The 13172-nt window shown below is 62.9% G+C and carries 9 protein-coding genes and 1 riboswitch; of the genes, 8 read left to right on the top strand and 1 reads right to left on the bottom strand.

Features of this window, described 5'->3' with window-relative positions; all coding sequences use genetic code 11:
• The first annotated feature begins 296 nt into the window (after positions 1-296).
• The 4 genes from ileS to ndk are packed head-to-tail and all read left to right on the top strand — an operon-like array spanning position 297 to position 5888.
• Entirely contained in the window at positions 297-3608 is a 3312-nt protein-coding gene (gene ileS, locus WBN73_RS18460; RefSeq protein ID WP_337340990.1) for an isoleucine--tRNA ligase, read from the top strand.
• A 2-nt stretch (positions 3609-3610) separates the two neighbouring features.
• Positions 3611-4972, top strand: coding sequence for a bifunctional folylpolyglutamate synthase/dihydrofolate synthase (locus tag WBN73_RS18455; RefSeq protein WP_337340989.1), 1362 nt, complete (start codon positions 3611-3613; stop codon positions 4970-4972).
• Positions 4973-4974: 2 nt separating this feature from the next.
• Complete coding sequence (locus tag WBN73_RS18450; RefSeq protein WP_207593735.1) at positions 4975-5427, top strand: DUF4233 domain-containing protein; 453 nt, start codon at positions 4975-4977, stop codon at positions 5425-5427.
• A 41-nt stretch (positions 5428-5468) separates the two neighbouring features.
• Complete coding sequence (gene ndk, locus WBN73_RS18445) at positions 5469-5888, top strand: nucleoside-diphosphate kinase (protein WP_337340988.1); 420 nt, start codon at positions 5469-5471, stop codon at positions 5886-5888.
• Positions 5889-5968: 80 nt separating this feature from the next.
• Here the strand turns inward: ndk and WBN73_RS18440 are convergent, their stop codons facing one another.
• Complete coding sequence (locus tag WBN73_RS18440; protein WP_280622980.1) at positions 5969-6649, bottom strand: vitamin K epoxide reductase family protein; 681 nt, start codon at positions 6647-6649, stop codon at positions 5969-5971.
• Between the two features lie 485 nt (positions 6650-7134).
• On the opposite strand from WBN73_RS18440, the gene WBN73_RS18435 reads away from it, so the two are divergent.
• The 4 genes from WBN73_RS18435 to rpmA all read left to right on the top strand — a co-directional run bounded on the left by WBN73_RS18435 (position 7135) and on the right by rpmA (position 13079).
• Positions 7135-10326, top strand: coding sequence for an Rne/Rng family ribonuclease (locus WBN73_RS18435; protein WP_337340987.1), 3192 nt, complete (start codon positions 7135-7137; stop codon positions 10324-10326).
• Positions 10327-10461: 135 nt separating this feature from the next.
• Positions 10462-10560: riboswitch (TPP riboswitch) on the top strand.
• Entirely contained in the window at positions 10551-12068 is a 1518-nt protein-coding gene (gene thiD / locus WBN73_RS18430) for a bifunctional hydroxymethylpyrimidine kinase/phosphomethylpyrimidine kinase (RefSeq protein WP_337340986.1), read from the top strand. (Overlaps the previous riboswitch by 10 nt.)
• A gap of 376 nt (positions 12069-12444) precedes the next feature.
• Positions 12445-12753: a 50S ribosomal protein L21 gene (gene rplU / locus WBN73_RS18425; protein ID WP_018777818.1), complete on the top strand. Its 309-nt coding sequence runs from the start codon at positions 12445-12447 to the stop codon at positions 12751-12753.
• A gap of 62 nt (positions 12754-12815) precedes the next feature.
• Complete coding sequence (rpmA, locus tag WBN73_RS18420; protein ID WP_024816903.1) at positions 12816-13079, top strand: 50S ribosomal protein L27; 264 nt, start codon at positions 12816-12818, stop codon at positions 13077-13079.
• Positions 13080-13172 lie beyond the last annotated feature (93 nt).

Raw genomic sequence — 13172 nt, 5'->3', positions numbered from 1 at the left:
GGACTCCATCCATGGGATGAACTCCGGGTAGAGGGAGGCGCCAGGCTGCCGCTAGACTTGGGGGAGCAGCTTTGACCCGGCCATCACCGGTGAGCTTCCGGAAGAACAGCTCTGACCACCTGCAAAGGTGGCAGGCGCCCAGTAGAACCGGACGGGTAAGCCCGTCACAGCAGTAATGAGAGGCCGGAATATCCGTTCCGGTAAGTGAGGTGGTACCGCGGTACCTGCGCAGCCGACAGGCAGCACAGAAGCCGTCCTCGCATCCTGACAGTCAACCAGCTATCACAGGATATGAGATGACCCACTACCCCAAGGCCTCAGCGTCTTCGTCCGGCACGCACGGCGTGTCCGCTTCCGTGAAGTTCCCGGAAATCGAAGAGCGCATCCTCAAATACTGGGATGAAGATGGCACCTTCCAAGCCAGCATCGACCAGCGCGACAGCGACCTTCCCGGTGGGACAGCCGGAAGCAACGAATTCGTCTTCTACGATGGCCCTCCTTTCGCCAACGGCCTGCCCCACTATGGCCACCTGCTGACCGGCTATGCCAAGGACCTCGTAGGCCGCTACCAGACCCAGCGCGGCAAGCGCGTGGAACGCCGCTTCGGTTGGGACACCCACGGGCTCCCCGCAGAGCTCGAAGCCATGAAGCAACTGGGTATGACGGACAAGACCCAGATCGAAGCCATGGGCATCGACAAATTCAACGACGCCTGCCGCGCCTCCGTCATGAAGTACGCCAATGAGTGGAAGGCCTACGTCACCCGCCAGGCCCGCTGGGTGGATTTCGACAACGACTACAAGACCCTCAATGTCGAGTACATGGAGTCGGTGCTCTGGGCTTTCAAGCAGCTGCACGAGAAGGGCCTGACTTACAACGGTTACCGCGTCCTCCCTTACTGCTGGAAGGACGAGACGCCGCTGTCCAACCACGAACTCCGCATGGACGACGACGTCTACAAGAACCGCCAGGACCAGACTGTCACCGTGACGTTCCCCATCAAGGCAGGAGAGTCCGAACTCTCCAAGGCTCTTGAAGGTGTGCAGGCGCTTGCCTGGACCACCACGCCCTGGACGCTGCCCACCAACCTGGCGCTCGCCGTCGGGCCTGACATCTCCTACGCCGTCCTGCCCGCAGGACCCAACGGCGTGAAGGCGGCCTCCGCTGAGGCGCCGGTCACCGGCAGCTTCCTGCTCGCTGCTGACCTTGTGGGCTCCTACGCCAAGGACCTGGGGTACGGTGACGGTGCCGACGGCGTCGCTGCCGCAACTGCCGCCGTTGTCTCCACCCACTCAGGCTCCGAGTTGGCAGGCCTTGAGTATGAGCCGCTGTGGAACGACTTTGCGGATACTGAGAAGTACGGGACGCAGAATGCCTGGCGATTCCTGGTGGCGGACTACGTCACCACCACCGACGGTACGGGCATCGTCCACCAGGCTCCGGCCTATGGTGAGGATGACCAGAAGGTCTGTGAAGACGCCGGTATCCCTGTGGTCCTCTCCGTGGATGAAGGCGCCAAGTTCCTGCCGCTGTTTGCCCATGGCGAGCTGGCCTCGATCGTTGGCCTGCAGGTTTTCGACGCGAACAAGCCCATCACCCAGGTGCTCCGCGCCGATGGCCGGTTGGTCCGCCAGGCCAGCTACGAGCACAGCTACCCGCACTGCTGGCGTTGCCGGAACCCCCTGATCTACCGCGCAGTGTCATCCTGGTACGTGGAGGTCACCAAGTTCAAAGACCGCATGTCCGAGCTCAACCAGGAGATCAACTGGATCCCGGGCAACGTCAAGGACGGCCAGTTCGGCAAGTGGCTGGACAACGCCCGCGACTGGTCCATCAGCCGCAACCGCTACTGGGGCTCACCCATCCCCGTTTGGCAGTCGGATGATTTCGAGTACCCGCGCACCGACGTCTACGGTTCGCTGGCGGAACTGGAAGCCGACTTCGGCCGCCTCCCGGTCAACAACGAAGGCCAAGTGGACCTGCACCGTCCGTTCATCGATGAACTGACCCGCCCCAACCCGGACGACCCCACAGGTCAATCCACCATGCGCCGCGTCGAGGACGTCCTGGACGTCTGGTTCGACTCCGGCTCCATGCCGTACGGACAGGTGCACTACCCGTTCCAAAACGAAGAGTGGTTTGACACCCACAACCCGGCGGACTTCATTGTGGAGTACATCGGACAGACGCGCGGCTGGTTCTACATGCTGCACATCCTGTCCACCGCTCTGTTTGATCGCCCGGCATTCCGCAATGTGATCAGCCACGGCATCGTACTGGGCTCCGACGGCCAGAAAATGTCCAAGAGCCTGCGCAACTACCCGGACGTGTCCGAGGTCCTGGACCGCGACGGTTCCGACGCCATGCGCTGGTTCCTCATGTCCAGCCCCATCCTTCGCGGTGGGAACCTCGTGGTGACCGAGCAAGGTATCCGCGATGGCGTCCGTCAGGTCATCCTGCCGCTGTGGAACGTCTACAGCTTCTTCACGCTGTACACCAACGCATCGAACGGGGGTTCCGGTTACGAGGCGAAGCTGCGCTACGACGGCTACGCCGACACGCTGGACCAATACCTCCTGGCCAACACCGGAGACTTGGTCCGGAACATCACGTCAAGCCTGGACAGCTACGACATCTCGGGTGCCTGCGATCAACTGCGCAGCTACCTGGACATGCTCACCAACTGGTACGTCCGGCGCAGCCGCCAGCGTTTCTTCGACGAGAATGTTGACGCCTTTGACGCGCTCTACACTGCGTTGGAAGCCGTGTGCCGGGTTTCGGCATCGTTGTTGCCGCTGGTCTCCGAGGAGATCTGGCGTGGTCTAACGGGTGGCCGCTCCGTACACCTGGCTGACTGGCCGGACGCGTCCTTGTTCCCTGCCAACGCCGGGCTGGTGGAGGCCATGGACCGTGTGCAGCAGATCTGCTCCACTGGTTCCAGCTTGCGCAAGGGAGCCAACCTGCGCGTCCGCCTGCCGCTGCAGGAACTGACTGTTGTGGCACCTGGAGCAGACGCGCTGGAAGGCTTTGCCGCCGTCGTCGCCGATGAACTGAACCTCCGGTCCGTCCGCCTGCTGGACGCGGCAACTGCCTCGCCTGAGGAATTCGGCATCGAGCAGAAGCTGGTGGTCAACGCCCGCGCTGCCGGACCTCGCCTGGGAAAGAACGTCCAACAGGCCATCAAGGGATCCAAGTCCGGAGATTGGTCTGTCAATGATGCCGGTGTTGTGGTTGCCGGTGGCCTCGAGCTCGAACCGCACGAGTACACGCTGGAGACTGTGGTTGCGGAAGCCGCCGATGGCGGCAGTTCGGCAGTAGCGGTACTTCCTGGCGGTGGCTTTGTGGTCCTCAACACCGAGGTCACCCCGGAGCTTGCGGCAGAAGGGCTGGCCCGGGACATGGTCCGCGCCATCCAGCAAGCCCGCAAGGACGCTGGACTCAACGTGAGCGACCGCATCCGGACGTCTGTGGAGGCCGCACAGGATGTCGTTGACGCCCTGAAAGCCAATGCGGAGCTCGTCAAGACAGAAACGCTGACCCTTGAGCTGGAGGTTCTGCTGGCCGGCGTCGACGAACCGCAGGTCACGGTCACCAAGGCAGGAGCCTGACCATGACTGACGAATTCTCAGTAGAAAGCGTCTACGCCGAATTTCTGGGCCGTGCTCCGGAAAACAAGATGGAACCGCGCCTGGCCCCCTTGTTCCGTGCCATGGATGTACTGGGGGAGCCGAACAAGGCGTACCCGATCATTCACATCACCGGTACCAACGGCAAAACGTCAACGGCCCGCATGATCGAGGCCGGACTCCGTGCCCACGGACTGAGCACGGGCCGCTATACCAGCCCGCACTTGTCCAAGGTCACCGAGCGCATCAGCATCGACGGCGAGCCTGTGCCCGACGCGACGTTCGTGCGCATCTGGGACGAAATCCGCCCCTACCTGGAAATCGTGGACAGCGAGCTCGAGGCCGACAACCAGCCCCGGCTGACCTACTTTGAGTGCCTCACAATCCTGGGCTTTGCTGTGTTCGCGGACCAGCCGGTTGATGTTGCCGTGATCGAAGTCGGGTTGGGTGGCATCACCGACGCCACCAACGTGGGCGACGGTCAAGTCTCGGTCATCACGCCGATCTCTTTGGACCACACGGATCTCCTGGGCGACACCACCGAGGACATCGCTTATGAGAAGGCCGGCATCATCAAACCCGGCGGGTTCCTGGTCAGCGCCGCCCAGCCGGTGGACGCCGCGCAGGTCCTGTTGGAGAAAGCCCGCGAAGTGGACGTGCCGTTCCGGTTCGAGGGCGTTGAATTTGGCGTTGAGTCCCGCGCAGTGGCCGTGGGTGGCCAGGTGCTCACCATCCAGGGATTGGCCGGCCGCTATGAGGACCTGCTGCTTCCGCTCCATGGGGCCCACCAGGCTGAAAATGCTGCCGTCGCCGTTGCAGCACTGGAAGCCTTCTTCGGCGGGGGAGAGAAGGAACTCGATGCAGAGGTGCTGACGGAAGCGTTCGGCAACGTGACGTCGCCAGGGCGGCTGGAGGTTGTCCGCACGGCGCCTACCGTAGTGGTTGACGCTGCGCACAATCCGGATGGCATCCGCGTCTCAGCTGAGGCCATCCAGGAGGCCTTCAGTTTCAGCAAGCTCGTAGTCGTGGTAGGAGTCCTGCGCGAGAAAGACGCGGAGGAAATCCTGAAGACCCTCAGGGATTCCCTCGGTGGACTTGCCGGAGAATTCTGCTTCACGCAATCCAACTCGGCGCGTGCCGTTCCCGCAGCGGAACTGGCCGAACTCGCCGTCGACCTTGGCTTCGGCGAGGACAACATCCACATTGCGGAGAAGCTCGATGACGCCCTTGAATGGGCCGTGGAGCGTGCGGAATCCAACGACGACCTCGCAGGCGGCGTCCTGGTGACCGGCTCCATCACCGTGGTGGCCGAGGCCAGGATCCTGCTCGGAAAGGCCGGTGCCTAAGCATGGCAAAAATGACCAAGGCGCAGCGTGAATGGCGCCCCGGCATGCCCAAGAAGCGCCGCTCCACCAAAGTGATGTTCGCATCCACCGTGCTCCTCCTCGAAGCCTTCGTCGCGTTCTTCGGCACGCTGGCGGTCTTCGGGTTGAGGCGCGGGGAGGTGGCCCCCGGCATCATCCTGGGCGTGGGCATCGCCCTGAGTGTTGTGCTGGTCCTCGCCTGCGCTGTGTTGTCCAAGCCTTGGGGGATCGCCGTTGGCTGGGCGCTGCAGCTGGTGCTGATCCTGACGGGCTTTGCAGAGCCAACAATGTTCATTGTGGGCATCCTGTTCGCCATCTGCTGGTGGTACGGGATCAGGGCCGGCATGAGGATTGACCGTGAAGTAGCCCAGCGGGACCGTGAACAAGCCGAATGGGATGCTGCCCACGGTGACGAAGCAGACCCGCAAACCCCGTAAACTGGCTGGGAAAACCACCGACCAACCACATTGGAGCAACTGTGAGCATTGAACGGACCCTCGTCCTGGTCAAGCCCGACGGCGTCGCCCGCAACCTGGGCGGAACCATCCTCGCCCGGATCGAAGCCAAGGGTTACACCCTGGCGGAACTGAAGAAGGTCAACGCATCCCGCGAGCTGCTGGAGCAGCACTATGAGGAGCACGTGGGCAAGCCGTTCTACGAGCCACTGGTTGAATTCATGCTGAGCGGACCGGTCATCGCGGCGGTCTTCGAGGGCCACCGTGTCATTGAGGGCTTCCGTTCGCTGGCTGGAACCACTGATCCCACCACGGCAGCGCCGGGCACCATTCGTGGTGACTTCGGCCGCGACTGGGGCCTGGCAGTCCAGCAGAACCTCGTCCACGGCTCGGATGCCGTTGACTCGGCTGAGCGCGAAATCAAGATCTGGTTCGCGGGCTAGTCACGCATCACCGAAACTATGGAAAAGGCCAATGTTCATCACGAACATTGGCCTTTTCTGTCATCCCGCGGGAGGTTTTCCTAAGCGGAGGACCCCACGAAGATGTGAATGAACGAGAAGAAGATGGTAGCGGCGACGGCAACGTACAGGAGCGCCACAATGATCCAGCCGGATTCGCCCAGCAGCTTTGCCAAGGCCGGTGGCGCCTTGATGACTCCGTGGGTGACATTGCGGATGGTTACCCACACGAACAACGGGATCATGGCCGCCCACACCACCATGCAGAACGGGCAGAGCACGTGGATGGCGTAGAGGGCCTGCGACCACAGCCAAACAACGAACGCGAAGCCAAGGGTAACGCCTGCCTGAAGGCCCAGCCAGTAGCCTCGTGAGAACTTGGCCCCCGCGAGGATACCCATCGCCGTGGTGATGATGACGGCGAAGGCCACGATGCCGATGAACATGTTGGGGAACCCGAACACGGAACTCTGCGGTGTCTGCATGACCGCCCCGCAGGAAACCCAGGGATTCACATCGCAGACGGTTACGTGGTTGGGGTCCTTGAGTACTTCAAGCTTCTCCAATACCAAGGCTCCGGATGCCACCCATCCGATCACACCGGTGACCAGCAGCAGCCAGGCAAAGGGTTTGTCACGGACAGTCCGGGGGAGTGGATCCTGGTGTGGACCTGCCTGTGTGGAGAAATCCTCCACGGAGTTGGTGGATTGGTTGGCCAGGTTTCCCCTGGCTGTGCTCGGCATCGCGGATCTGGTCCTTTTCAATGTACGGTCCGGCCACGCCGGTATGGGCTCTTGGGAGGATTGTAACTCCGGAGGCTGGACGGTGCCCCCAAGCTTCCGGTTGGCGCCTGTTCCCCGGAGCTGCGACACAGCGGCCTACCGTGGGAAGGTGAACAGGTGTGAGAGAATGAACATGGCCGGAGCCCGATCCACATTCGGAATCCGGTCCGGTGACTTTGTTCCCAAGACCGCCAGTATGAGCTGGGCATGCCTGGATCACGTGATCCTTGGTGGGCCCGCCATGACAATGGACGGCACCTGGTTGTGGCAGCAGAACAACGGGTTTCAGAACAAGGGCGCCGGCTTTCCAGGGCTGCCGCACCCCAATGATGGTGCGAACCGGAGAGCATACTACCGACTTCTGTCAACGCCTGCGGGTTTTGACAATATTTGCCCCACTGGGCGCCGGATGTGGCGGTGTCGCTGGGGCAGGAGTGTTGCCACATATGGATAATGACCAGGTTGTAGCCGTTAATGATGAGGCAGCTCCCGCGGAAACTGCGGAAGCGCCAAAGAAAGCCACCCGGACCCGGCGCAAGGCTGCGCCCAAGGTTGCAGCTGACGCCGAGGCACAGGCCGCAGCAGCGCCTGTCGTTGAATCGACGGAGGCCCCTGAGGCAACGGAGGCCCCCGTTGCGCCGGTACGACGTACCCGCTCACGCAAGAAAGCAGAACCCGCTGAGCCCCTGCCCGGTTTGGGTGAGGACGTCGCTGCCGCGCCGGAAGCCGCTGTAGAGACCCAGCCCGAAGCCGTCGCCGGGCCTGCCCCCGAAAAGCCGGTCCGCCGTCGTCGTACTGCCAAGCCCAAGGTTGAAGCGGAGGCGCCTGCCGCCGACGAAGCACCTGTTGCTGCGGAAACCACTGTTGAAACCACGACGCCGGACGCCGCCTCCCCGCAGGCGTCGCCTGCTGCTGAAGCAGATACCGTTGATGCGGCTCCTGTTGAGGCAACCCCCGAAGAGGAGGAAGCCGCCGCTGCAGGCTCTGCTTCGCTCTTCCTGGAGCCCGTGTCCATCACGTCCATGATCTTCCAGGCTCCGGACCTCACCACTGTTCCCCGCGTTGTCGCGGTGGAGGAGAAGGAAGAGGATTCTGGGGAAGAAGCTGAAGCCGGTGCCGAGGATGAGCTGGAAGATGCCGGCAGTCGTCGCCGCCGCCGTAGCCGTGGCCGCCGTGGCCGCCGCGGGACCGAACGCGAAGAAAGTGAAGCCGGAGAGGGCGCCGAGTCTGACGATGAGGAAACTCCCGCTGCTGAAGCCTCCGACGAAGGGGTGACCTCGCGTCGCCGTCGTCGTCGCCGCCGTGGCGACCAGGACCTTGAACTGACCGGCGGCTCGGACGACGATCCGCCCAACACAGTCACCCGCGTCCGCGCTCCCCGCCCCATCACGGAAACTGCTCCCTCGAATCGCGTGACCAGCGTCAAGGGCTCCACCAGGCTTGAGGCCAAGAAGCAGCGCCGCCGTGAATCCCGCGAGACCGGACGCCGCCGCCAGGTCATCACCGAGGCCGAATTCCTGGCCCGCCGCGAATCAGTGGACCGCCAGATGATTGTCCGCCAGCGCGACGACAGAATTCAGATCGGCGTCCTGGAAGACGGCGTGCTTGCCGAGCATTTTGTCTCCAAGACCCAGCAGGACTCCCTGATCGGCAACGTTTACCTGGGCAAGGTCCAGAACGTCCTGCCGTCCATGGAAGCTGCCTTCGTGGATATCGGACGCGGCCGCAACGCCGTGTTGTACGCCGGTGAAGTGAACTGGGACGCGGTCAACCTCGAAGGCCAGCCGCGCCGGATCGAGAATGCGCTGAAGTCCGGCGATTCCGTTCTGGTCCAGGTCACCAAGGACCCTGTAGGCCACAAGGGTGCCCGCCTGACAAGCCAGATCTCCCTGCCCGGCCGCTACCTGGTGTACGTGCCCGGTGGTTCCATGACCGGCATTTCACGCAAGCTGCCCGACGTCGAACGCAACCGCCTCAAGCGCATCCTGAAGGACCGTTTGCCGGAAAACGCCGGCGTCATTGTCCGCACGGCTGCTGAAGGTGCGTCGGAAGAAGAACTGACGCATGACATCAACCGCCTGCGCGCCCAGTGGGAAGGCATCGAAGGCCAGGCCTCCTCCACCAAGGTCCTGGCACCGGAACTGCTCTACGGCGAACCCGACCTGACCATCAAGGTGGTCCGTGACGTCTTCAATGAAGACTTCTCCAAACTGATCGTTTCCGGCGACGACGCCTGGGACACCATTGAGGCTTACGTAACCTACGTTGCCCCCGACCTTGTGGGCCGCCTCGAGAAGTGGACCAAGGACCAGGACATCTTCGGTGCCTGGCGCATTGACGAGCAGATCCACAAGGCACTGGAACGCAAGGTCTTCCTCCCATCCGGTGGTTCGCTGGTCATCGACCGCACCGAAGCCATGACCGTGGTGGACGTCAATACCGGTAAGTTCACCGGCAGCGGTGGAAACCTTGAAGAAACCGTCACCAAGAACAACCTCGAAGCTGCTGAGGAAGTAGTTCGCCAGCTTCGCCTGCGTGACATCGGCGGCATCATTGTCATCGACTTCATCGACATGGTCCTTGAGTCCAACCGCGACCTCGTCCTCCGCCGTATGGTTGAGTGCCTTGGCCGCGACCGCACCAAGCACCAAGTGGCTGAAGTGACGTCACTGGGCCTTGTCCAGATGACCCGCAAGCGCATGGGTACCGGCCTCCTTGAGGTCTTCGGTGAGCAGTGCGAGCACTGTGCAGGCCGCGGCGTGGTCACCCACGATGAACCGGTGGAGCACCGTCGCGCCAACGTTGTGGCTGCCGAGCACCACCGCCCCCACACTGAGGCGCAGCAACCCACAGCCCGAACAGAACGCAAGCGCCGCCGTGGCAAGGGCGGGGGACAGGCTGTCGCCGAGGCTCCCGCGCAGGTCCACAGCACTGCTTCCGCCCCTGCCGCACCTCCCGCGGCTTCCGAGCCGCAGGATCCTGCCAAGCAGGCCAAGGCAGAGGCAACCCGCGCTGCGCTGGCGACGATCGCTGCTGCCGCCCACGCTGCCCACCTCCACGATGACGAAGTTCACCGTGCAGAAGAGCAGGCACGGGCGGCCGGCCAGCACCAGGCGCCTGCCGCATCACAGCCGGAGGCTGGAGAGCACTCCGACCCCGAATCAGACCGGGAAGCATCGGTTCGTGACACACGGTCCACACCGGTTCTGCGATTCGGCGGCGAAGAAGTGGCCTTGCCTTTCGGGGAACACCACGAGGAACCGCCTGCCGCCAAGCCTGCCATGAGCCTGGATCTCCTGGCCGAAGCGTTCTCCCACCTTGGCGCAGCACCCGAGGCGAAGCCCGAAACCGTGGTTCCTTCCAAGGCAGCCGCTGCACCTGCAGCCGCCGTGGCGGGGCCCGTGGACGAGGACCCTGAAGCTGCTTCGGCGTCGAAGTCCCGCCGGGGGCGCCGCAACCGCAGTGCGAGCCGCGCCCAGGGTGCAGCCAACGAGACCAGCGTTGAGCACCACGAGGTAACTGCTACCGCAGCGCGTGGAACTGCACACCAGGCCAAAGCACCGGCGGAGCCTGCCAAGAAGGCAGCGTCCGAGGAACCCATCATCCTTGGGGTTGGTGTTCCCGCTTCGGAGCTCTAGGACCCGATCCGCAAGGGCCCCGCAGTAACCGCCACAGGCGGGTACTGCGGGGCCCTTTGCTGTCTGCTCACAGCGGTCATAACCGGTCTTCTGCGGAGTGCAGTTCCCGGGCCGTGCTGCTTCCCGGCTACGCTGGGGATTGACACGGGGTGCCGGGCATAGGGCCCGGCTGAGATCCAGACCCGTTGAACCTGTCCGGTTAGCACCGGCGAAGGGATGTCCCCATGACGTCATCGTCGTATTCTTCTGTGTACCCTCTGGCTGTTTGCGGCCGGGAAACGCCCCGCGTACTGAGTATCGCGGGCTCGGACCCCTCCGGCGGTGCCGGTATCCAGGCTGACCTGAAGAGCATTGCTGCGCAGGGCGGCTACGGCATGGCGGCGATCACCGCGTTGACGGCCCAAAACACGCTGGGCGTCAGTGCTGTCCATGTTCCTCCGGTGGAGTTCCTGCGACAGCAGTTGGAGTCCATCAGCACGGACATCGCCATCGATGCCGTCAAGATCGGCATGCTGGGTGACGCTGCGGTGATCGATGAGGTCCGCAGCTGGCTTGAGTCGGTGCGTCCCGGCGTCGTGGTCCTTGACCCGGTGATGGTGGCCACCAGCGGCGACCGCCTCCTGCGGGGGTCTGCCGAGCAGGCCCTGCGCGCTCTGCTGCCGTTGGCGGACCTTATTACCCCGAACCTCCCGGAGCTTGCCATGCTGTTGGGGGAGCCTGAAGCTGCTGACTGGGATTCGGCGTTGAACCAGGGCAAGCGACTGGCTGCTGAGTGCGGCACCACGGTCCTGGTGAAGGGCGGACACCTGGCAGGGGCGGAATGCCCGGATGCCCTGGTTAACACCAGCGGCCTCCTGCGGCAGGACGTCATCGAGGTAGCCGGACCCCGCGTGGAAACGAAGAACAGCCACGGCACGGGCTGTTCGTTGTCGTCGGCTCTGGCCACGGTCCAGGCCCGCACCGGCGATTGGGAAGCTTCCCTGCGCGAAGTCAAGCCGTGGTTGCTTCAGGCGCTGCTGCATTCGGACAGCCTCGACGTAGGCCAGGGAAACGGGCCGGTCCACCATTTCCACCACCATCAGGTCCTGAGGCCGGGGCAATTCGCCGCGGCGCTGTGGAAGGAAGCTGCTCCGGAGCTCGAGGCAATCTACAAGCTCAGCTTTATTGACGGCCTGCAATCGGGCGACCTCCCGGAGGCTGCGTTCAATTACTACCTCGCGCAGGATGCCCTCTACCTCAACGGGTATTCCAGGGTCCTGGCGCGTGCGGGCGCCCTTGCCCCCACGGAGGAGGAGCAACTGTTCTGGGCCAAAGCGTCACAGCAGTGCCTTGAGGTCGAATCGGAACTGCACAGGAACTGGCTCAGCACCCGAGAGGCATCCTCGGTGACCGGACCCGTCACGAAGTCCTACGTGGACCACCTGCTGGCGTCCTCGGCCACCGGCAGCTACTCCGTGGTGCTGGCGGCCATCCTGCCGTGCTACTGGCTCTACGCAGAGGTGGGCCAGCGGCTCCATGCATCGTTCGTGGAGGCGGGATCCCCGGCGGCGCATCCCTACGCGGACTGGCTCAGGACTTACGCCGATGAAGAGTTTGCTGCAGCCACCAGGAATGCGATCAATTTCACGGACGCCGCTGCAGCGGCAGCTTCCGAGGGGGAGCGGGCATCAATGGTGGAGGCTTTTGCCCAGTCCTGCCGCTACGAAACTGCATTCTTCGACGCTCCCCGGCTGTTCGCCTGACCGTTCCTGCCCGGACTTTTTATCTCCGGGTTTCTAACCGCCCCAGCGCGTCGCGGGTCAAATCACGTTAATCGCCCCAAACCCTGTAGGCTGTATGGGCACGGTGCCGGGAGAGTCCGTTACAACTGGTGATGCAAGTCACGTGGTAGCCTCCGGACCCGGCCTCATTTGCAGCCGAGGGTCAAACTAGCGTAATCTTGATCTTCGGTGCTTACGCCAACACTTGGGTTATGCCCCTTGGAATTGTTCAAGGGATGACTCGCGGACTTCGATCAGAAGTCCACGGCGTTGAGGCACAGCGCGAACCAAGCCTGATTTCGGTTCCAGGTTCCGCACGCAAATTTAGTTATAAACGTCGAGAGAAGTGAGTACCCAAGTGGTGTACGCGATTGTCCGCGCAGGCGGCCGCCAAGAAAAAGTTTCCGTTGGAGACTACGTAACGCTTAACCGCGTCCCCGGTGGAGCCGGCAGCACGCTTGAGCTGCCCGCCTTGCTCCTGGTTGACGGCGATAAGGTCACCTCCGCAGCTGCGGAACTGGCCAACGTCAAGGTGACGGCTGAGATCCTCGAAGACCTCCGTGGTCCGAAGATCGTCATCCAGAAGTTCAAGAACAAGACCGGCTACCGGAAGCGTCAGGGTCACCGTCAGGAACTGACCAAGATCAAGATCACCAGCATCGCGTAACTTTCGTTACCCGCTGTTCAGGTTTTTCAGTTTCCCCAGAAATTTAGAGGCAGGCATTTCACATGGCACACAAAAAAGGCGCGAGTTCCACTCGCAACGGTCGTGACTCCAACGCACAGTACCTGGGCGTCAAGCGCTTCGGTGGTCAGGTAGTCTCCGCAGGCGAAATCATCGTTCGCCAGCGTGGCACGCACTTCCACCCCGGTGCAGGCGTTGGTCGCGGTGGCGACGACACCCTGTTCGCCCTGCAGGCCGGCTCGGTTGAGTTTGGTACTCGCCGCGGACGTCGCGTAGTGAACATCGTTGCTGCTGCAGCTGCAGAGTAACAACAAGTTCTGAACCGGTGGAGCGGGCCAAACGGCCCGCTCCACCGTTCTTTTAACCGCATTACAATCGACTAGGGCGCTTTAGCGCACTGG

It is taken from the genome of Paenarthrobacter sp. CCNWLY172, assembly GCF_037402035.1.
Classification (GTDB): domain Bacteria; phylum Actinomycetota; class Actinomycetes; order Actinomycetales; family Micrococcaceae; genus Arthrobacter.
Note: the sequence above shows the minus strand (reverse complement) of the source record. Positions and strands in the feature narration are given on the sequence as shown.

Bases quoted from the DNA above. Each gene is read 5' to 3' on its own strand.
- ileS (WP_337340990.1), top strand. From the start codon at position 297: ATGACCCACTACCCCAAGGCCTCAGCGTCTTCGTCCGGCACGCACGGC.
- WBN73_RS18455 (WP_337340989.1), top strand. From the start codon at position 3,611: ATGACTGACGAATTCTCAGTAGAAAGCGTCTACGCCGAATTTCTGGGC.
- WBN73_RS18450 (WP_207593735.1), top strand. From the start codon at position 4,975: ATGGCAAAAATGACCAAGGCGCAGCGTGAATGGCGCCCCGGCATGCCC.
- WBN73_RS18440 (WP_280622980.1), bottom strand. From the start codon at position 6,649: ATGCCGAGCACAGCCAGGGGAAACCTGGCCAACCAATCCACCAACTCC.
- WBN73_RS18435 (WP_337340987.1), top strand. From the start codon at position 7,135: ATGGATAATGACCAGGTTGTAGCCGTTAATGATGAGGCAGCTCCCGCG.
- thiD (WP_337340986.1), top strand. From the start codon at position 10,551: ATGACGTCATCGTCGTATTCTTCTGTGTACCCTCTGGCTGTTTGCGGC.
- rpmA (WP_024816903.1), top strand. From the start codon at position 12,816: ATGGCACACAAAAAAGGCGCGAGTTCCACTCGCAACGGTCGTGACTCC.